Source organism: Streptomyces sp. NPDC048523 (genome assembly GCF_043199815.1).
In the GTDB taxonomy this organism is placed as follows: Bacteria; Actinomycetota; Actinomycetes; order Streptomycetales; family Streptomycetaceae; genus Streptomyces.
This window is the reverse complement of record NZ_JBICWQ010000014.1, coordinates 45,235-65,542: the sequence shown is the minus strand read 5'-3', so window position 1 is coordinate 65,542 and position 20,308 is coordinate 45,235. Positions and strand designations below refer to the sequence as shown.

The 20,308-nt window shown below is 69.3% G+C and carries 17 protein-coding genes and 3 pseudogenes; 7 read left to right on the top strand and 13 right to left on the bottom strand.

Annotated features, from left to right (window positions below):
* Positions 1-49: 49 nt before the first annotated feature.
* The 3 genes and pseudogenes from ACGFWE_RS40555 to ACGFWE_RS40545 all read left to right on the top strand — a co-directional run bounded on the left by ACGFWE_RS40555 (position 50) and on the right by ACGFWE_RS40545 (position 3,712).
* On the top strand, positions 50-955 hold the full coding sequence (locus tag ACGFWE_RS40555) for a ParA family protein (protein ID WP_393605358.1): 906 nt from the start codon (positions 50-52) through the stop codon (positions 953-955).
* Between the two features lie 247 nt (positions 956-1,202).
* Positions 1,203-1,989, top strand: a pseudogene (locus tag ACGFWE_RS40550) (DUF2637 domain-containing protein); the annotation flags it as partial.
* Positions 1,990-3,271: 1,282 nt separating this feature from the next.
* Positions 3,272-3,712 (top strand): hypothetical protein, encoded by a 441-nt coding sequence (locus ACGFWE_RS40545; protein ID WP_393605356.1) that lies wholly within the window; start codon positions 3,272-3,274, stop codon positions 3,710-3,712.
* Between the two features lie 27 nt (positions 3,713-3,739).
* Here ACGFWE_RS40545 and ACGFWE_RS40540 read toward each other — a convergent pair whose 3' ends face one another.
* The 12 genes from ACGFWE_RS40540 to ACGFWE_RS40485 form a co-directional block, all read right to left on the bottom strand.
* Positions 3,740-7,057 (bottom strand): LysM peptidoglycan-binding domain-containing protein, encoded by a 3,318-nt coding sequence (locus ACGFWE_RS40540; RefSeq protein WP_393605354.1) that lies wholly within the window; start codon positions 7,055-7,057, stop codon positions 3,740-3,742.
* Positions 7,058-7,135: 78 nt separating this feature from the next.
* The gene (locus ACGFWE_RS40535) at positions 7,136-7,522 is read right to left on the bottom strand and encodes a hypothetical protein (protein WP_393605352.1); all 387 of its coding nucleotides are present in this window, start codon (positions 7,520-7,522) and stop codon (positions 7,136-7,138) included.
* Positions 7,523-7,575: 53 nt separating this feature from the next.
* The gene (locus ACGFWE_RS40530; RefSeq protein WP_393605350.1) at positions 7,576-8,031 is read right to left on the bottom strand and encodes a TadE/TadG family type IV pilus assembly protein; all 456 of its coding nucleotides are present in this window, start codon (positions 8,029-8,031) and stop codon (positions 7,576-7,578) included.
* On the bottom strand, positions 8,028-8,444 hold the full coding sequence (locus ACGFWE_RS40525; RefSeq protein WP_393605348.1) for a TadE family protein: 417 nt from the start codon (positions 8,442-8,444) through the stop codon (positions 8,028-8,030). Before ACGFWE_RS40525 ends, ACGFWE_RS40530 begins: the two co-directional genes overlap by 4 nt.
* A gap of 2 nt (positions 8,445-8,446) precedes the next feature.
* The gene (locus tag ACGFWE_RS40520; protein WP_393605346.1) at positions 8,447-8,653 is read right to left on the bottom strand and encodes a hypothetical protein; all 207 of its coding nucleotides are present in this window, start codon (positions 8,651-8,653) and stop codon (positions 8,447-8,449) included.
* Between the two features lie 48 nt (positions 8,654-8,701).
* Positions 8,702-9,601 carry a type II secretion system F family protein gene (locus ACGFWE_RS40515; protein ID WP_393605345.1) on the bottom strand — a complete coding sequence of 300 codons (900 nt, stop codon included), beginning with the start codon at positions 9,599-9,601 and terminating at the stop codon, positions 8,702-8,704.
* Complete coding sequence (locus ACGFWE_RS40510) at positions 9,598-10,521, bottom strand: type II secretion system F family protein (RefSeq protein ID WP_393605343.1); 924 nt, start codon at positions 10,519-10,521, stop codon at positions 9,598-9,600. The genes ACGFWE_RS40515 and ACGFWE_RS40510 overlap by 4 nt, the downstream gene beginning before the upstream one ends.
* On the bottom strand, positions 10,518-12,119 hold the full coding sequence (locus tag ACGFWE_RS40505) for a CpaF family protein (RefSeq protein WP_393605341.1): 1,602 nt from the start codon (positions 12,117-12,119) through the stop codon (positions 10,518-10,520). The genes ACGFWE_RS40510 and ACGFWE_RS40505 overlap by 4 nt, the downstream gene beginning before the upstream one ends.
* On the bottom strand, positions 12,112-13,014 hold the full coding sequence (locus ACGFWE_RS40500) for a hypothetical protein (protein ID WP_393605339.1): 903 nt from the start codon (positions 13,012-13,014) through the stop codon (positions 12,112-12,114). The genes ACGFWE_RS40505 and ACGFWE_RS40500 overlap by 8 nt, the downstream gene beginning before the upstream one ends.
* Before the next feature lie 2 nt (positions 13,015-13,016).
* Entirely contained in the window at positions 13,017-13,721 is a 705-nt protein-coding gene (locus tag ACGFWE_RS40495) for an SAF domain-containing protein (RefSeq protein WP_393605337.1), read from the bottom strand.
* Positions 13,722-13,754: 33 nt separating this feature from the next.
* A complete protein-coding gene (locus ACGFWE_RS40490; protein WP_393605335.1) occupies positions 13,755-14,606 on the bottom strand; it encodes an ATP/GTP-binding protein in 852 nt (283 codons plus the stop codon).
* Complete coding sequence (locus tag ACGFWE_RS40485; protein ID WP_393605333.1) at positions 14,600-15,133, bottom strand: hypothetical protein; 534 nt, start codon at positions 15,131-15,133, stop codon at positions 14,600-14,602. Before ACGFWE_RS40485 ends, ACGFWE_RS40490 begins: the two co-directional genes overlap by 7 nt.
* A 387-nt stretch (positions 15,134-15,520) precedes the next feature.
* Here ACGFWE_RS40485 and ACGFWE_RS40480 point away from each other — a divergent pair, with 387 nt between their 5' ends.
* Complete coding sequence (locus ACGFWE_RS40480; protein ID WP_393605331.1) at positions 15,521-16,768, top strand: serine/threonine-protein kinase; 1,248 nt, start codon at positions 15,521-15,523, stop codon at positions 16,766-16,768.
* A gap of 58 nt (positions 16,769-16,826) precedes the next feature.
* Here the strand turns inward: ACGFWE_RS40480 and ACGFWE_RS40475 are convergent, their stop codons facing one another.
* Positions 16,827-17,585, bottom strand: a complete 759-nt coding sequence (locus tag ACGFWE_RS40475; RefSeq protein WP_393605329.1) for a transposase family protein — start codon at positions 17,583-17,585, stop codon at positions 16,827-16,829.
* A gap of 212 nt (positions 17,586-17,797) precedes the next feature.
* Between ACGFWE_RS40475 and ACGFWE_RS40470 the strand changes: the two genes are divergently transcribed.
* The 3 genes and pseudogenes from ACGFWE_RS40470 to ACGFWE_RS40460 all read left to right on the top strand — a co-directional run.
* The gene (locus ACGFWE_RS40470; protein ID WP_393605327.1) at positions 17,798-18,979 is read left to right on the top strand and encodes a hypothetical protein; all 1,182 of its coding nucleotides are present in this window, start codon (positions 17,798-17,800) and stop codon (positions 18,977-18,979) included.
* A 68-nt stretch (positions 18,980-19,047) separates the two neighbouring features.
* Positions 19,048-19,795, top strand: a pseudogene (locus ACGFWE_RS40465) (transposase); the annotation flags it as partial.
* Positions 19,789-20,301: pseudogene (locus ACGFWE_RS40460) on the top strand (transposase family protein); the annotation flags it as partial. The pseudogenes ACGFWE_RS40465 and ACGFWE_RS40460, both read left to right, overlap by 7 nt.
* Positions 20,302-20,308 lie beyond the last annotated feature (7 nt).

Below are 20,308 nucleotides of genomic sequence, written 5' to 3'. Positions count from 1 at the left end.
TATTCCGACGGAATACGAGGGCGCCCCAGCACGACCCTCAGGAGAACCATTGCCAACCTCGAAGACCACGAACGCGTCCGAAGAGCCCAGAATCTTCGCCTGCTCCGTCATCGCCGGCGGTGCCGGCAAGACCCAGGACGTGATCAACCTCGCCGTTGAAGCAGCCGGACGAGGGCACTCCGTTGCCGTCGCCGACTTCGACCCCCAGCGCACCGCATCCCACATCCTCGGCTACCAGGACCCGCCCGAGGGTCAGCCGACCATCTTCGATGTTTTGCAGGGAAAGCACCGTCTTGAGGAAGCCGTCGTACCGGCCCGCTACCGCATCGGGGAAGGTGAAGAAGACAGCGCATTCCGCCGTATTCCCAACCTCGATCTGATCCTCGGCACGCCGGAGATGGCGGATGCGGAAGTCAACCTCGGCCTCGACCCGGCCGGTGTCCTGTGGCTGCAGAACGTTCTGGACGAGCAGTTGCCCGAAGGACGCTGGAGCATCATGTTCTTCGACTGCGGCCCGACACTCGGAATCCTTCTGCTGTCGATCGCCATGGTCGGCCCCGAGGTCATCGGATGCGTCGCCGACGAGTTCAAGTACATCATCGGCCTGCAAGACCTCGAAGACACCCTGGACAAGGGAGCGCGCAAGTTCCGCCGCTTCGGTTTCAAGACCGAGGTCCAGCACATCCTTGCCACCAACATCCCCCTGGACGCCCAAGGCAACATCCGGCGCAGCGGTGGAGCTGTCGCGGACGACGCCATCAAAGCAATCCGCGGCAACCCGGACTGGCACGACAAGCTGCTGCCCATCATCCGACGCAAGCAACGCTTCAAGGACACCATCGTTACCCAACGCCCGCTGCGATTCCTCGACCCCCGCAACGAAGCACTCCAGGACATCGCTGCTGTTGCCGACGCCCTCGGCATCCAACGCCTCAACTCCACACGGAAGCGATGAAGCGTATTCCGACGGAATACCGTGCACGCGGCGCCTGATCCCTCAGCGTGGGGCGGGCGCCGCACTGTTGCCCCCAGGCATGACCGAACGGCCCAGGAGCGCTGACTGCACACCGCCGCACACGGGCCTCAATGATCACTTTTCGCAGACGATCCGCCCAGAGCCAATGCCGAAGGGCTCCAACCCGCCGCACATCGTGGGAGTGTGAGAGCTGCTCATTAGCGAGGCTCAAACAGGGGAGTGGTACGTGAGCGCGGGGAAGGGCGGCACACCCACGCTGACCCGGGTACACCGAATCCTGATCGGTGTGGTGGTCTTCGGAGCGGTCGTCATCGCAGGCATCGGATTCGCCGGATCGTACGCAGCCGTCCGCGAACTGGCCCTCAAGAAGGGCTTCGGAGACTTCGCCTACGTCTTCCCTATCGGCATCGACGCGGGCATCTGCGTCCTGCTCTCCCTGGACCTCCTGCTCACCTGGATCCGGATCCCCTTCCCTCTCCTACGGCAGACAGCCTGGCTGCTGACCACAGCCACTATTGCCTTCAACGGTGCAGCCTCGTGGCCCGATCCGCTCGGTGTGGGCATGCACGCGGTGATTCCGGTGCTGTTCGTCGTCGCCGTCGAGGCCGCACGGCACGCAATCGGCCGCATCGCCGACATCACCGTCGACAAGCACATGGAAGGCGTCCGCCTCACCCGGTGGCTGCTCTCTCCCGTTCCCACCTTCCTGCTCTGGCGCCGCATGAAGCTGTGGGAACTGCGCTCCTACGAACAGGTCATCCGCCTCGAACAGGAGCGCCTCGTCTACGAAGCCAGCCTCCGCTCCCGGTTCGGCCGCGCCTGGCGCCGCAAGGCCCCCGTCGAGTCCCTGATGCCGCTGCGCCTGGCCCGCTACGGCGTCCCGCTCGCCGAGACGGCCCCCGCCGGCCTGGTGGCAGCAGGCATCGACGAGCTGCCGATCGCGTTCACCTTCACTGTCGACCGGACGCCGCCCGCCCCGGTCCGCGGACAGGAGCCCGAACTTGAGGCCGCAGCAACCGCGGAGCAGGAGACGGAGCAGGGCAATAGAGGAGCAGTACACCCCGAACTCATGACGTCGCCCGCGGAGCCGGAGCGCTCCCACGTGCAGGGCCAGGCGGGCGCAGAGACGGCGGAGGGCTTCGCCGCGGCCTACCAGGCGTGGATCGCGAACTTCCAGAGCGAGCCCACGGCCGCCCAGTTCGCGTACTGGCTCCAAGACCACGGCATCACCACCGCGGCCGGCGCCCCCCTCACCGACGAACAACTGCAGCCGCTGCTCCAGCTCCTCAAGCAGCGCTACGGGCCACTGCCCGAGCCTGAGCCTGTCGAGACACCGCAGGCAGACGATGAGATGTACTGGCATGACTACTTCTACAACGCCTGGATCACGTACGCCCAGGAACGCGGGTCGTACCCCGACGCCGCCACCCTTGCCGTATACGTCTACGAACGGGACCGCATCACCGGCCCAGGCGAACGCCCCATCGCAGGAGAAGACCTAGAGGACTTCGTCACGGCTTTCCAACATCGCCAGTTCTCAGAGGCGGGCTCGTCCACCGCGGAACCGGCCGATGTACCTCGGCCGCGCGAAGAGGATGCCGACGCAATGTCCGCGGGCGTGGGCGCACGCGCGGCCCAGGACAACCGGGGCCCCCGAGTGAACGCGCAGATTGACGATGCGTCGACCGGTGATGCGGATGAGCCAGCTGTCGAGGCCGCCGAGCTCACGACGGTCGATCGCTACTACCTCGCGTGGTCGGAGTTCCAGACGCAAGGCAACGGGGAACTGCAGTCCTCGACGCGGGAAGCCGAGCAGTTGTCGCTCTTCCTCGCGACGAAGGGGATGAACGGCCGTGGCGGGAAGCCGGTCTCCCCTTCCAATTTGCGCCGCTACCTCCTGCCGTTCCGGATCTACAACCTCTGGGCCGAGCAGCGTCTGCGCACTGACACCCCATCGCTCGACGCCATTGCGCAGGAGTGCGCAGCCCTGGGAATCACTGCGCAGCACAACAAGCCCATCACCACTGCGTACCTTGCCGATCAGGTCTCTGACTTCGAGCGGCGGTGGCAAGTTCTCACCCACCACCACGCGCAGGCCCGACCATGAAGCCGCTTCCCGGCACCTGCGCAATGACCTACGCCGGCCGGGCTCGCATGCTGCGCAATCGCAGGAAGTGCCAGGTCAGCCGGGCATTGCGCAGGTTCTTTTGATCATTGCGCAGCCCAGACCTCGGCCAACCTGCGCCTTCGGCGTCCTGCGCAGCGGTGGCCCCATCCTCGGACTCGGGAGGATCTATGCGAGCCCTGCTCATCGCCCCGGTCGGCACCGTCACCGAACTCAGCCTCCCGAAGTTCGGCGCGCGCACCGCGATCGGAAACCTCGTCGGGTCGTCAGAGTCAGTCGATCAAGGTTTGTACCGCCCGGACGCCCTGCTGCACATGCATGGCCGTGGGCGAGCGATCGGCCTCGACAGCAACCTCACCGCTTGGGCGCTCGCGAGTGCCTGGCGCGGCATGTCCTTGTACCCGTTCCACGGGGCGGTCGTCGTCACCGGCCGCACTCAGGGCGGGGAGGTGTGTGCGCTGGACGACGAGCTCACCCGGCACGTGCATGCAGTTGCGCAGACCGTGAGGGAGACGTGGGAGGCCTGGCAGACTCGGCCTCCCGCGTCGAACGAGGCCGCTGTGCGGGAGCTGCTCGCCTACGCAACCCGGGACGTAGCCACCAACCGGTAGTGCCCACCGCGCAGCTTGCGCACCCGCCTACTGAGCCTTGCGCATCCCCGATCCGGGCCCGTGAAGGAGATCGTTGATCAGCTGCTCCGTCTCCATCTCGAGATCGCAGTCCAGCGACCTGTTGACCTGTTGAACCTGTGTGATCGCGGTGTGCAGGCCGGAGCGGTTCCCGGCCGCATGCTCGACCCGCATCCAATCCCGGTAGAGGAGCTCGGCACTGTTGTCGACGTCGAGGCCGGTCGCGATGGCCCGCCTGGCTGCAGTGAGGTCGTGGTGCGGGCCGGCTGCGGTGCGGTGTGTGGCCACCGTGTGAGCGACGTCGATGATCCGCGTGATCATCTCCTGCTGGTAGGGAGCAGCCCAGGGCAGCGGTCTCGAACCGAACGGACGTCCCCGCACCAGCCCCAGGGCCTTCTCTAGATCCGGCAGCCCTGCCAGCCCCTGGGGCAGCGCGCGTTCGGCGAGCTGAAGGAACTTCGTCCAGTCGCATCGCACGGCAGGGGAGAGCCGGTAGGGGTCGTCGCCGGCGCGGCGGCGCGGAACGTACGCGTTGCCGGCAGGGTCGTTGCCCAGGGCACTGCGTAGGCCACGCAGCCGGGCGTTGAGGGTGCTCGAACTCCACGGTGTGAGCGGATCCATGTCCGCGCACAGCGCATCGGCGGAGCGTCCGGGCCGGAAGTAGAGCAACGTCGCGAGTTGAGCGATTCGCGGCCCGTGCCCCGACGCGGTCACGCCGTCCACCTCGACCGGGCCCAGGACACGGATCTCCGGGGCGTGCAGGTCGTGTGCCTCCGATTCCCCTGCACCCTTGACGCCGTTCGGCTCCGGGACTCGAGGAACTGGCGCCGGCGCTTCACCCCCTGTCGGGTTGTCGGCGAGCGCCTGGTCCTCAGGATCATCCTGTCCCTGAGGCGGCTCAGTGGGCAGGAGACGCAGTCCGGCCGGGTCCGCCGAGGCAGCCAACAGGGCGGGGAACACCTCGCTGTCGTGCCCCGTCGTCGATGCGACCGGCGCGACGGGGGACAGGTCGTCGACGTAGGTGCCGACGCCAGCGTCCTGCTCATCGGTCTCCGCTCCAACCGGTGGCGGTGTCACCTCGGGCTCTGGCTCGTCCGGGACCTCCTCCCACGGCCCCTCGGCCGGCGCGGCGGGCTGCCCGGAGACCGCGAGCGCCGTGGCGATCTGCTGGTACGCGGCGCGCTCAAGTCGCTGCACCGTGATCTCGGTGCCGACGTAGTCGAGTTGCTGCGGCTCGTCGAGCTCCGCGTTGAGAATCTCGGCATCAGGAAAATGCGCGGCCGCCGCGGCTGCCGGTGCGATCAGCGTGACCGGAATCCGGGCCTTGTCGATGACGTCGGCGACCTGCCACGCCGTGTCCCCGTCGAGAGAAGCAGCGCACAGCACCAGATAGGGGTGGCGGCTGGTCTCCGGCATCTGGTGCACCTCTAGCAGCCGCTCGGAGAGATCCCGCAGGGCGTGCCCGGCCTCCCGCATGTGCATGATCCGAGAAGTCGGCAGCAGCCGGGGCAGTTCCTCACCGAAGCCGACGACGACGACCTCGACCACACTTCCCCACGGGCTCATGCCCATCTCCACCGCAAGCGACGTGCACACTTCCGCGATGCGGGTCGGATCACCGTCGAGCAACAGCGCGGGCAACAAGGCCAGGTTCACCAGCAGGAGTTCACCGTCCGCGGTGCTGCCGAGCGTCACCAACCCCGGATACGGTGCCGCCACCTCGCGGGCAGCCTCCTCGGCCAGGAGCTCGGCGTCACCGGGCAGGACCCACCAGCCATCACGTCCTGCCGAGAACGGTTCCACTGGCTGCAGCGAGGGGTCCTCGGGCAGAACCTCCAGCGTGCGACTCCCGATCCGAGCGGCCCGCAGCCGGGGCAGGCCGGCTTGGTCTTCCAGCCGGTGGGCCATCGTCCGCAGGGCCACATCCAGTCGGCCCGATCCCTCGGGCTCGGCGGCGGCCGCCATCTGCGCCTCGGCAGAGGAGGTCTCCGAGACGATCGCGATCGTCTCCCCGGGCCTGCGGCGACGGCGCTGCAGCATGCGGCGCGTGGCGAGGGCACCGGTCACGGCGGCTGCAAGCAGCGCACCGGCGCCCAGCACCATCCGCAACTGCAGCCCTTGACTCGCAGGCGACGACGCGGGCGTCTCGGACGCCGACGCCGTAGACGCATCCGATGCCGACGGCACACCCGATCCCGGTACGGACGACGCGCTGGTGCCGGTCGAAGGCCCGGCATGCTCGGCGCCCTGACTCGGCTGCTGGGACGGACGGCTGGACTCGCTGGGAGCAGGAGTCTTCGTTCCCGTGGCAGCGGAACCACTGGGAGCCGTTGACTGGGCACCTCCTGCTCCGGCACCCGGCTCCCGCGCGCTGTTGTCCGGGGCCGGGGGAGTGGAGTGCTCCGTCCCGGAACCGCCACCTGTGTTCTCTCGGGGATGCTCCGGCCGCTCGGATGCAGCCCCGGGCACGGTGACCTGCTGCCCGGGGTAGATCACATCCGGATCTGTGATCGTCGGCAGGCCGTCAGGCTGCTCCCTGCCCCGACTGGCTTCGAACAGCTGCGGCCACCTGCTGCCGTCGTGGAGCTCCTCAGCCGCGATCTCCGAGAGGGAATCGCCAGCCTTCACGATGACCACGTCCCCACCTTCGGCGGGCGTGTCCTGCGTGCTCGAGGCGAGTTGCGTACGGAACCCCGTCTCGGCCGCCTCACTGGGCCCCTCCGTGTGGCCGGGCACGCGCAGGGTCGTGCCCTGCGGCACCACCGTGGCCGTGGTGGGCACTTCGGGGTTGAGGCGCTGCAGCTCGGTGTAGCGCGTGCCGTCCCCCAGCAGCTGCTCGGCCAGTTCCCACCAGGTGGTGTCCCCCGCCCCCACGGTGAACTCCCGGGAGCTTTCGGCCGACGCTGTCGGCGACGTTGCTCTGGCCGGCGTGCTCGGCTGGCTGCTCGTCGCCGGATCGGCCGACGGCACGTGGGCTGCGGTGGCGGCGACCGCCGGGGTGGCGGCGCTGGCTGCGGCCGCGGGCGACGCCAGTACAAGGCTGCTCAGCAGGAACCCGGCCAGACGCTGACCGGTCACCATGCCCGGCAGCCGCGGAGTCGTCCGCCGCGCCAACACGGCGACGACCTCCAGCAGAACCGGGATCACGAGCCACAGCCACGCGATCCACGCCGCCACGGTCATCGTGGTCAGCAATCCCGAGCCGTCATCGTCCGGACTCAGCAGCGCATCGCGCACAGTGTCCAGGCTCGGCACGGTCGCCGGCAGGCTGCCGACGGCGAGGAGCAGCGCAGGTACACCGGCGACCAGAGCGGCCAGCGCGGTCAACGCGCACAGTCCGCGGACGACGGCCCGTGGCCAAGAGCGTTCCCGGCGGGGCCCGTTCGTGGGGGAGTGGGGCATGGGTCAGCCTCCGGGCTGGTGCAGCAAGGTAGCGGTGCCGTGTCCCGTCACGGGCATCTCACCGACGCCGATCAGGGACGCGAAGTAGGGGCGGTAGTTGTCGCGCACGGTCACCGTGATGCTCTGTCCGTCCCCGGCGATGGCGACGTCACCGTCGACGCCTTCACGGGCGAGGAAGGCGCGGGCTGCGGTTTGGGCGGAGTCCGGGTCGACCACGATCGCCTCGCCGGTGATGGCCTGGCCCGGGTCGATCTGCTGCGCGCCGGCCCGCGCCGCTTCCTGCGCGACGTAGTCGGCGTCCGACATCCGGTCCAGGGCCAGCCCGCCATCGATGACCAGGCCCACGATCAGGAACGCGATCAGCACGGTGCCTGCGTAGAACAGCTCCATGCCGCCGCGGTCCCCGCGACTGCAAGGGATGCGAAGCCAGCGACGCCATCTGGTCATGAGCCGCCCCGGGCTGCCCAGGTGTCCACAACGGACGTTTTGGTGCTGGTGAGCGTCCTCGATCCGGCGATCCCGGGCAGCGCGAGCTCGCTCAGGGGCGCCGTGCACGACACGGTGGCCGTCACCCGGGCGGCCTGCCCGACCGGGGCGGACAGCCCGCTGGTGTCCAGCTCGACGCTGATGCCGGAGCAGTGGATCCCGGAGTTGGCCAGACTGGTCTGCGCGGCCTGGCGGGCCTCTGCTTCGCCGGAGGCCGGGTCGCTCGCCAGGGAGGCGGTACGCGCCGCGTCCCGCGCGGCCGCATCAGCCACGCCCTCGGCCAGCGCCACGCGGCCGCAGGCGATGGTGAAGCCGATCAGCACCAGCGCCACCGGCACGAACATCGCGAGGCTGAGCGCGGCACTACCGCGGTCATCACGCTCCAGCCGGTCCGGCCACAGACGCCACCTCACGGCCGGAACCGCTCGACGGGAGCCTGGACACGCTGGCTCACATGCCCGCTCCACCCTGGCACCAGGTTGATCACATTGCCTTCCACCAAGACGGAGACGGTCTCACCGTCGTCGCTCACCTTCACGGCCGTGCCGTTCAGGGAGCCGCCCATCCGGGCCAGGAACGCTCCGGCCGCCGCCTGCCCTGCCCCGGGTACGGCGTCATAGGCCCGCTGCGCATCCACGGCCTGCTGGGCAGCGTGGTGCGCCACCGACCGGCCGTGGAACCAGATACCGCCCTGAATCAGGGTGAACACCAGCAGAAACGCGAGCGGGACGACCATCGACATGTCCAACGCGGTGGCGCCGCGGTCCTCCCGCCACCACGGCCTACCAGCCGGGTGCCGCCGGGTGCGTATGCGTGTGGCAGGCATGCTCAAAATCCCAGGATCTGAGTGACTTTCTCGCCGACCGTGGTGTTGGCCGCCGCGTACACGACGCCGACCATCGTGCCGCCGGCGACCAGGATCAGCCCCCACTCCATCGCCGAGGCTCCACGGTCGTTGGCCTGACTGCGGATCACCGCGCCATGCCGGCGCAGTGCCCCCAGCACGAAACGGAAGCGGCTTCGTACGGTGTGCATGCTCTTCCTCCAGAGGCTCACGGCGCTGGACGGCACCGTGCGGGCGGGTCAGAACGTCAGGATGCGGACGAGGGCGGGTGCCAGCAGGAAGACAGCCATCAGGAACACGATCGCGAGCGAGGGAACGTGCATCTTCTCGGTGGCCACGTTGGCCTGCTCCTTGCGGTCGGAGAGCAGTCCCCTACGCACGACCTCGGCCTGGGACTCCAGCTGGTCGTAGACGGCGGCCTGTTCTTCGCCCGCAAGGGACAAGCTGGCGGACAGGCGGGCGATGTCGGGGACGCCGAGTTCGGTGCCGAGAGTGCCGAGTGCGTCCCAGGGGCTGAGCCCGGCCAGCTGGGCGTGCTCGACGGTGTCCCTGATCCGGACCGCGGCACGTCCGTCGCCCGCGGCCACGGCCCGGGCCAGGGCCTCGGCCGCGCCGGCGTCGGAGTTGCGGGCCAGGGCGACGCGCTCCAGGACCGAGGCGATGTAGTAGCGGTACTCAAGACGGGCACCGGTGGCCTTGTCACGGACATCGTCCAGGCACTTGAACACCATGAACAGCGCGACACCGAGCCCGGCGGCCGCCGGCACGACGAACGGCAGTGCCAGACCGCCCAACCGCAGCAGGAAGATGATCCACTGCGGGATGAGGAACCCGCCCAGCGCATACAGAGCGCAGCGGCCCAGCAGGGAGGCGGGCGCCATCTCCAGCAGGTTCAGGTCCCGGGCGGGCAGCCGGGTCACGAACGTCTCGGTCTCCATCAGCCGGGCCCCGACCCGGTCCGCCCACTGCGCGGGTCCCTTCGCCGCGGTCCTGGTGGACGCGGTGCGCGGGCCCGGGGCGTGGGTGCGGCGCAGGACCTGGTCCAGTGGGGTCCGCTGGGGCAGCATGCTGCGCACGGCGAGGGTGCCGGCGAGCGCGGTCAGTCCTCCCAGCATCATTCCGGGCACGGACAGACTCATGCCGCTTCACCTTCTCTCTCCTGCTCCTTGGCGCGTTCCTCGGCGGTGAGCAGGGTGCGCGGCTCCTCCTCCATCTGGGCCATCGTCCGCAGCCACAGCAGGCAGGCGGCGAACAGCACGCCCAGCACCAGCAGGCCGAGCTGTCCGAGCGGGGTCGCAAACGGTTCGGAGTAGTGGCCGTTGACGAGGATCACGGCGACCACGGCGATCGCGAAGAGGGACACCCGTCGCGCTTCGGAGCGGGCTTTGGCGCGCTCGGCGTCGATGTCCCGCAGATCAGCTGCCTGCCGGGCGATCAGGGAGGCCTGCGCGGACAGGGCGCGCGCAAGTCCCGGGCCGCGGCTGGTGACGTGGTCCATGAACAGCTGGCAGATGTCGTCGCCGATCCGGCTGGCCAGGTCATCGGCCAAGGCCCGGTAGGCCCACCGGGCGGGCATCCCGGAACTCAGCCGGTCGGCCAGCGCGCCCACCGGCCGCTGCAACAGCGCAGGCACGGTGTCCAGTTCCACGATCGTGGCCTCCAGCGGCTTGCCGCCGGCCCGCACACTGGCGAGCTGCTGCAGCCACTCCGCGATCGCCTCCAGCCGGGCCACCTCGGCACGGCCCGAACCGCCCGGGTACAGCACGAACGGCAGCCCGGCCACCACCGCGAACGCAAGCAGCCCGTGCACCGGCCACCCGGTGACCGCCCACATCAGAGCGCCCGCACCCGCGGCACCGGCCAGCAGCAGGCGGTAGTTGTCCCGCCAAGCGGGCGGCAGTTCTGCCACCGCCCGCACCAGACGGCCGCGCACCCGGCCGGACCGAGCCCCGCGCACGGCCGGCCGCCAGCCGCGCAGCGCGGCAACGAATCCGGCCAGGCCCAGGGCCACGATCGCACCGGCCAGCATGCCCAGGGCGGACAGGTACGACGGGCTCACGCGGCACCTCCCGCCCGGCGCAGCGGCCGCCACTGCCCGTGCGGGTAGTCGGCCAGCCAGCGCCGGTAGAACCCCATGCGCTCCAGCTTGCGCATCCGGCGCTCGTTCATCGGGGTCCGGGTGGGCAGGGCCCGCGGCTCGTCCTGGTCCTCACGGGGCGCGAACAGCTGCGCCAGCGCGACCCCGCCGCCTTCGCTGCGGCCGGCCGTCTCCCACACGTGCGAGACGAACCGGTGCACCTGGCCGCCGCGGGCGGTCTCGTCGATCGCGTCCACGTACACAATCAGGTCGACGGCGGATGCGATGAGCCGGTACGCGGCCTGCTCACTGAGCCCGGCTCTGGCCAGCGGCACCATCAGCCGGTCGATCACAGCTTCGGGATCCTTGGCGTGCAGCGTGCACATCGAGCCCGCACCGCCCGCGATCATCGCCTCCAGCATGGCGACGGCCTCATCGCCGCGGACCTCGCCGACCATGACCCGGGTGGCCTTGTAGCGCAGGGAAACGGGCACCAGGTCGGCGAGCGTGACCTGGCCGGTGGCGTCCTTCTCGCCGTTGCCCTCCCGGGTCCTAAAGGCCAACACGTGCGCGTGTTTCTCCGGGTCGTCGTGGTTCAGCCGCAGCTCTGGTTCGCTCTCCAGCGTCGCCAGCCGTTCGTGAGCGGGAACTTCCCGGCCCAGGGCCCTCATCAGCGTCGTCTTACCCGTCGCCATGTCACCGGCGATGATGATCGACAGCCCGGCTTTCACCGCCGTCGACAAGAACGCGGCGACGATCGTGTCCACGGCGCCCCACCGCTCCAGGTCGGCGAGCGTGGCAGCCTCCGCCACATGCCGGCGGATCGCGATCGTCACGTCGTCGGTCAGCAGCGTCGCAGCCACGCGGGAGCCGTCCGGCAGGTCGAACTCGACTTTCCCGGTGGCGTACGACAGCAGCCGCTCGCCGTGCCCGGACGTCGCAGCCATCTGGTTGACCCACTCGATCGCCTGCGACCGGCTGGCGAACGGGGAGCGGACCCGCTCGCGCGGCGTGCCGTGGGAGTCGATGTACATCCAGTCGCCGTCGACCAGGACGTCCTCCACACCCGGCCGGTCCAGGACCCGCTGCAGCGCACCGGCCAGGAATATCAGGTTGAAGACCTCGGTACGGACCCGCTCCAGTTCCTCGCCCGACAGCGGTGCGTTCCTCAGGGACCACGTCTGCGCCCACTCCGCGACGCGGGAACGCACCCGGGCGCGCACCACCTCTTCCAGGTCCTTCTCACCCAGCGGGGCACCGGCCTGCCGCCGTTCCTTCTTGACCTGGTCGACGTCCTGCGCGACCTGCTGCCGCAGCGTCGTGATCTCCCCCCAGGGCACAGGAAGCGCCCCCGGCAGGGCCGCCGCCACGCCGATGTCGCCCGGCCCAACTCCCGCCGCGGCCGGCGGACCGGGGCGCGGGCCCGTCGAGGGTGCCACGGGCCCACGCCCCGGCCCCGCGGCCGAGGGCGCGGCGGGAGACGGGGACGGGCGGGGCGCCGCGTGCTCAGACAGCAGGCCCCCCAGCCGGGTGGCCACGCCCTGGCCGTGGGCGCCGTTCAAGGGCAGCCGCTCAGCCACGACGTGCTCCCCGCTGCGCGAGCTGCTGGACGATCCGTTCCACCCTGGGAGTGGCCGCCCGGACCTGCCGCATCTGCAGGTGCAGGCGCCTGCGGTCGGCGTGCTCCCGCAGCGGCGCCATCATGTCGCGCGCGCCGCGCATCAGCCTCGAGCGCGTCACTCCGCGGGGCATCCGCCCGCCGGCGCGCAGATAGGCCGCGGCCGCCTCGTCCCACGGAAGCGTGGCCAGCACCGGCGCGTCCAGGCTCCGGGCCACGTCGGCGGGCCGGTAGCCCTCGCCGAGAACGAGCAGTCCAAGCGCCCGGGCCCCCGACCCGTGCGTAGAGAGGTCGTCCTGCAGCGCCCGCACCATCGGGTAGGCGAGCGCCTGCGACTCTTCGGTCATGCGGACCACCAGCAGCACCAGGTCCGCCTCCCGCAGGACCAGAGCGGGGGAGAGCACCGGGTGCAGACGCCCGCCCTCGAGAACGATGCGCCCGCCGTCGACCAGGACGTCCCAGCGCAGTTGCTGGTCCGTCAACTGCAGCACGTTCAGCAGCGTCGGCCACGTCGACGTCAGGGAGGCGGCCTGCCGCGCATCGATCAGCCCGGGCAGCGCGACCCGGTAGTCACTGTCGTCCATCGGCCACAGATGCTGGGCGACCTGCGGGGTGAAGTCCTGCTCATCACTGGCGCGTTCCCAGTCGGCCTGCGGCAGCCGGTGCAGGCCGATGTTCCCGTCGGGACGTTCATGCTGTGCACCGCGCGGAACGTCACGCAACAGGCCGTGTCGCAACGTCCCGCCGGCCATGTCGAGTTCGGCGAGCAGCACCGGCCTGCGGCTGGCCAGGGCCAGCGCCGCAGCCGAGGTGGTCACACCGTCCGACTTCGCGGACACCAACGCGATCAGAGCCACGATCAGCTCCCGCCCTGGCGCGGCTGCCGTACGAGCGCAATCTGCTTGGCGGCCGCCTTCGTCGCCAGCAGCGGCCCGTCCGCGGGATCCACCACCAGATTCACGACCAGGGCACCGGTCGAGTCCGGGGTGCCGACCGATTGCACCGTCGCCTCGATCGTGTCAGGGGCGGCGCTGCCTGCGGAATCGGAGCCCGCGGACGGGGTGTCCGTTCCCTGAGCGGGAAGGACGACCGCGGCCACCTTGTCGCCCGGCCGCAGCTCGTCGCGGGGGACAAAGCCCCGCTTGAGTTCCACCCCGACCACCTGCGCGCCGTCTCCCAGCCCGCGCACGCTCAGCTGCGAACGGGTGAGCAGGTCACCGGGGTGCAGGTCGACGGCCGCGCGCCGGCCCACGACCGAAGCCCGGTCGGCGGCCGGGATGGGGGACAGGCCGGGGTCGTCGGCGAATGACACCACCCGCACGTCCCGCGCGGTGACCCGCTGGCCGACGGGGACGTCCCGTGCGACGGCGAGGACGTCGGTGCGGTCCCCGGCCCGCGCCACGACGACTGCGCCGCCGAGCACACCGAGCAGCGTGATCAGCGCGAGCAGAACAGGGACCGACCACGCACGGCCGGATCGTTTCTTCGTTCCCGTGCTGACGGGCAGGTCGGGCTGCCGCGAGGCGTCGGCGCGCGGCGCAAAGGAGGTCTGGGTGCTGTCCATCGGCCTGACTGGCCCTTCGATCTCGTGCGGCGTTCAGGAGTTGACGGCCTGGGACTCGACGATGGTCACCGCCACGGAGGAGGTGCGGACCTCGGTCAGCTGGCCGTTCGCCCCGCCGCCGTTCCAGTCGATGACCCAGGTCGAGGTCGCGGTGACCCGGTACGTACCGCCTGACCTGTTCGTCGACGGCTGGGTGTACACGTGGCCGCAGTCCGGCGACCGCTTCAGCCCGTACGACGACTTGTAGACCGTGCCGGGCGTGGTGCAGGTGACCGAGGTGCCGTCGCCCATCGACCACACAACCTTCGACACCCTCGCCGTCGCGGTCACGGTGACCCCGCCGGCCGACGCTGACGCGGTGTTCGGCCCCCATGTCGTCGGCGACCGGCCGACGGCCATCCACACCGGCATGCCCACAAGTCCCCGCCCGCCGGGCTTCGGGTTGATGTTGATGTCAGGTCCCAGCAGCGTCATGGAGTCCACGGCCTGCTGGGCCAACTCCTGCGGATTCACCTGCGGCTGAGGCTGCTGGCCGGTTGGCACGACGACGAAGCCGTCCGGGTTGTTCTGGCCGCCGTCGGAACACGAGTAGAAGTACAGGTCGTTCTTGGCCGGGTCGGCCCCCTTCCAGAGCTCCTCGGCACTGGCGGGAGGTTCTGGGTCGATCTTCGTGTACCCGCACTTCAGGTCGCTGGCGGCATTGCTGTCCTGGGAGCCTGTCTGCGGCGTTGCGCCGCCGGCCTTCCCCTCGGTGCTAACCCCCACGCAGAACTTGACGACCTGGCACTTGCCGGCATCGACACCGGGGCCATCGCCGGCCTGCGCGCTGCCCGCGGCGGCCAGGACGAGAGCGGCGCCGAGGAGGGCAGAGCGCCGTATCAGCAACTCTGGTCTTGAGCGGTCAACTCGGTGACCATCCACTTCGTCCCCCACTTCTCAAACTTTGCGGTGCTGACGTATTTGACGAGCCGTGTCGACGGCAGCGGCACTTTCTCCTTGGTGGCCTTGTCGATCAGCGTCCAATTCGCGGTGTCGACGCAGTCCGTGAGGGTGGCCTTGGGAATCTCACCGGCCATCACCTTGGGATGGCCGGGGTGAATGACCGGCTTCCCGACCGTCACCTGCCCGGCCTCCCGCATGGCCTTGAGGTCCTGCTCGATGCTGCCCAGCGCCCGCAACGTGGTGGTCTTCCTCAGATCCGTGCCAGTAGAAGAGGCCCTGGCGTAGGCATCGGCCTGGGCATGCCAGGACCGGGCGTAGACGGCGAGGACCGCGGACTGCTCCGCAGCTTCCGTGGAACTAGGCGAGGCGGACTGCCTGGTGCTGGACGTCTCGCTGGGGGCGGAGTTCGACGCCCTCGAATCATCGTCACTGCATCCGGCCAGTGCGAGAAGGCTTCCCACGATCAGCAAAGACGTTGCGTGCTTCCGGATGCGAACAGCGGTGAGCCCGGCCGGGCGGCGTTGTGCTCGTATCACGTGATCTCCCCGTACGACGCGGTGCGGCAGACCGCTGCCCCAGATGCCGCGTACGGCAGTCCACAGCCGCGGCCTGATCCAAGCTGCGGTCATGCGTTTACGCAGCCGCAAGATTACGCATATGCCCGGCAACTTCCCAGCAGGAAAAATGAGTTCACCCGTACATCTCGGGACGTACACGACCACAATAGAAACCGCATTTTGAGTTATTCGACTTAACGCTTCTACCATTACTTCTGCGAACCAGCTCGCTCCGGCAGGTACGTTGGAACGCCGCACCACGCGGCCACCGACATCCGCGCACAAGGAGTGAATCCGCCAGTGAGCACGGGAAACTCCGACCGGTTCGGGCCCTTCCTCGTTCTGGAGCGCCTCAACACCAGCGGCATGGGCAGCGTCTTTCTCGCCCAGTCGCCTGGCGGCCGCCGGGTCGCGGTCAAGACCCTCTCGCCCGACCAAGCCGCTGACCCCGGCGTGCGAGAACGCTTCCGCCGGGAGATCGACTCCATCCGCCGCATCGGCGGCTACTGGACCGCGCCCGTCGTCGACGCCGACCCGGACGCCGCCACTCCCTGGGTGGCGACCGCCTACCTCGACGCCCCCGACCTCGCTGAGCAGGTCCGATGCCGCGGACCACTTCCTGCAGCAGCCTTGCTGGTGCTTGCGAGGGGCCTGGCTGAAGCGCTGGCAGCCATCCACGACGCCGGCCTCACGCACCGCGATCTCAAACCGGCGAACATCCTCATGACCGACGACGGGCCCCGGATCATCGACTTCGGGATAGCCCGCACGGACACCGATGCCACCCTCACCACCGGCGGCGGCATCCTCGGCACACCCGCTTACATGTCGCCAGAACAGGCAAACGGCGAAAGAACCGGCCCGCCCAGCGACGTCTTCTCCCTCGGCGCCACGCTCTACTACGCCGCCGCCGGCACCGGCCCGTTCGGACACGGACCCGTACCCGCAGTCCTGCACCGGGTGGTGCACCAAGCTCCAGACCTCGCCGCCATCCCCCACCTGCTGCGGCCGGCCCTGGCTGCCTGCCTTCACAAGGAGGCGCAAGGACGCCCCACCGCGGCCAGCCTGCTGACCCTGCTGGCCAACCCGCCCACCACCCCCACCGACGGCGAGCAGCCTCGAGAACCCGAGCCTGCACCGGCGTCCAGCAACCCCGCCTGGTGGCAGCAGCCCACCCCGACCATGCGCTACACCGCGCTCCTGCCCGCGCAACCGCTTCGGCACGAGGACGTGCCTGTGCCCGACAGCGCGTGGTGGTCCGTCGCGGCCGGTGCGCCCGAACCCGTCGATGTCGCCTTCACCGTCGGCGCCCAGGCCCTCCTCGAGTACCGGGCCGAGGAGGAGAACGACCGCGGGCGGGCACCAGGTCCCCGCGTCGACGCCCTGGCGGACGGTGACGTTGTCGAGCACGCCCGCTTCGGCATCGGCACCGTGATCGCAGTTGACGGCGAAGGCCTCGATGCGGTGGCCCGGGTGTCCTTCGGCGCCCAGAAGAACCTCAAGCGGATCCAGCTCCGCTACGCCCCCATGCGGAAGATCGGCATCTGACCCGGCACCCAGCTCGGGCCCGCACACGATTGCGGCGATCACTGAGCTCTTTCCAACCTCAGGCTGACGCGTGGTGGTGAAGGACGAGGACGGCCTTCACCACGTCGGTGATGTGGTTGGTGCTGCAGCGGAGCTTCCGCAGGAGCCGCCAGCCCTTGAGGGTGGCCATGGCCTGCTCGCCGAGGCAGCGGATCTTGGCGTGGGTGGTGTTGTGGCGGCGCTTCCATCGCTTGAGACGGCGGCCCCGAAACGGGACTCGGACGGTTCCGCCGGCACCTTGATACGCCTTGTCAGCCCAGCATTTGAGTCCCGCTTCAGCGAGGGCTTCGATGATCCCGTGCTGTCGCGCGGCGGTGAGGTCGTGAGTGGAGCCGGGCAGCGCGGGCGAGGCCCAGAGCAGTCGTCCGAACGGGTCGGTGAGGACCTGGACGTTCATGCCGTGGCGCTTGTGTTTCCCGGAGTAGTACGGGGTGTCGGCGGCAATCCGGTCGATCGGCAGCAGGGTGCCGTCGAGGATGACGAACGCCTTTGCCCGGATTGCATTCATCGCCTCGGCCAGGGACGGGGCGAGGGTGGCCAGGATGTCGACGGCCTCGCGTATGTAGCGGAAGGCGGTCGCGATCCCGATGCCGAAACCGGCCGCGAGCTGTGCGTAGGTGTCACCGCACCGCAGGTGGGCCAGGGCCAGTAGAGCCTGTCGCGCTGCGGGAAGCCGCCGCCACCGCGTGCCGATCTCCCTCCGCCTGGCTGTCAGTTGCCCGGTCAGGAACCGCAGCGTGCGGCTGGACAGATCTATTGACGACGGGTAAACAAGCACGCGAAGCTCCTGGCGGACACGGGTGATCTTGGTCGAGGACCCATCTACCAGGAGCTTCGTCGTTGCGCAGGACCGTCCAACTCGGGGTCAACGCCGTCAGCTTGGAATAGGCTCACGGTCGGCTCGCTCAATCCGCTGACCTTCACGGTCGATGTGACCGGGACGGCCGGAGAGACGAAGACGCTGCGCATCACCCTACAAGGAAGGTGATCATGGGTATTCGGGAGAGACGTACCAGAATCACCCGCGGCATTCTGGCCGGGCTCGGCGCGGCCGTGCTGCTGGTTGCCGGTACGGTCACGACGGCGAAGGCCGCCCCGGCCGCTGCGGAGGCGGCCGCCTTCACGGTTTACATGGCGCCCGCGGGCGCCGGCGGTTCGGACGCCAACGACGGGCTAAGCTCCGGCAAGGCGGTGGCCACGCTGCCGCGGGTGCAGCAGGTGCTGCAGCAACAGAAGCCGACCACCGACGTCGAGGTGCGCATCAAGCAGGGCACCTACATTGCGCCGCCGTTCCACGAGTGGCGCTTCTACGTGCCCGGGCACAAGGTGTCGTTCATGCCGATCGACTACGTGCCGGGGCAGGGGGTCCCGGCGGGCGGGCTGCCGCTCTTCAAGAACGCCACATGCGGCACGGCGTACTGTGCCGGCTTTTGGCTGCAGCCGCGGCTGCCCAGGGACACCGGCGACCCGCTGTACGGCGGCGGCGACAGCAATCTCGACTTCCGCTATCTGCGGGTGGAGTACTACTCAGCGGGCGGCGTCTCGGTCTACGGCGACTCCGAGCGTGACGTCACCGACGAGAACTACAACCCGCCACTCCAGGTGCGCGGCAGTAAGGGCCTGAACCACAACACGTTCTTTGGGATGCAGTTCCGCAACCTGGGCAGCAAGTGGAGCGGCGGCTCCACCTTCGGCTACGGCGGCATCGTCCTCACGAACTCGTCCAACAACCGGGTGGAGAACAGCCACTTCATCAACATCGAGAACGCCGCCCCGTATGAGGGGAACATCCACGGCCTGTACATCACGCACTTCAGCTCGAACAACCAGGTGGTGCGGAACAAGTTCTCCTACGTCAGCGGCTATGTGGTGAAGTCACGGAACATGAGCAACTACAACTCGATTGAGTACAACGACATCACGCGCGCGGGGCGGGCGTCGTACTATCGCGGCGAGTTCTGCGACACGCAGTGCGCGATCGACAACAAGATCTCCCGGCAGTGCGCCTCGTACCACGACCGCTTCTTCAACAACACTATCCACAGCGGCTACTCCGGCGGCCAGATCTCGACCTGGTCCCTCAGCCCGGAAGGCCTCACCAACGCGGGCGGCACACCGTGCGCGATTCCGGCGGGCGAACAACGGGTGCTGACGGGCGGAAACTCGTCCTAGAAGGCTCATGAAGATCTTGAGTTCTGGCCCTGCCGCGTCAGCGGCAGGGCCAGACTCGTTGTGTGGCGATGGGCGAATGGGTCGGTGAGACCGTCGGTCCGGACGTGTGGGAGACCTGCCGGGAACTGATCCCGGCGGAGAGTGTCGCGTTCCTGGCCGAGCACCGTGGCGAGTTGTTCCCGGCTGAGATGTTCGCGGACATGTACCCGTCGGCGAACGGACGGCCGAGCATGCCACCGCAGATCCTGGCCGCCGCGATCACCTTGCAGGCCCTGCACGGGCTGTCGGACTTCGAGACGGTCCAGGAACTGCGGTGCGACCTGCGCTGGAAGGCCGCATGCGGCCTGGGCCTGCACGACATGGCATTCGACCCTTCACAACTTCCGCCGCCGACTGTCCCGCTCCGCCCGCCCCAACCGGATCTTCGAGGCCGTGCGCGAGGTGGTGAAGAACACCGGCGTACTCAAGGGTAAGCACCGCCGGGCGCTGGACTCCACCGTGCTGGACGACGCGGTCGCTACCCAGGACACCGTCACCCAGCTCATCGCCGCCGTCCGCGCGGTGATCCGCGAGGTCCCCGGCGCCGACGCGGTCGCCACTGCCCAGTGCACCGTGCACGACTACACCGGCCCAGGCAAACCGAAGATTGTCTGGAACGACGAGCAGGCCCGCGCCGAGCTGGTCGACGCGCTGGTCGGCGACGCGCTGCGGCTGCTGGGCCACCTGCCCGACCAGCAACTCGGCGAGAAAGCCGCGAACGCGGTGGGCATCCTGGCCCTGGTCGCCGGCCAGGACGTCGAGCCCGCCGAAGTCTCGCCCCGACCCTGACCGAGGCGATGAATACCATTCGGACCAAGGCGTTCGTGATCCTGGACGGCACCCTCCTGCCGATCGACCAGATCGCCGCCGACACCGCGTACTACTCCGGGAAACACAAGCGCCATGGCATGAACGTCCAGGTCCTCACCGATTCGTTCGGACGGCTGCTGTGGACGTCACCCGCCCTGCGCGGGTCCGTTCACGACCTGACCGCCGCACGGCCCCACGGGATCATCGACGCGCTCGCCGCGGCCGAGCTGAAGTGGTGGGCGGACAAGGCGTACCAGGGAGCCGGCCACCCCGTCCGCGTCCCGTTCCGAGGCCGTCGCCTCAAGCGGTGGCAGCGTCGGCACAACAGCATGCACGCCAAGATCCGCTGCCTCGGCGAGCAGGCCATGGTCACTCTGAAGGGCTGGCGCCTTCTGCGGAAGCTCCGCTGCAGCACCAACCGCATCACCGCGATCGTCCAGGCCGTTCTTGTCCTTCACCACGCGTCAGCGTGAGGTTGGA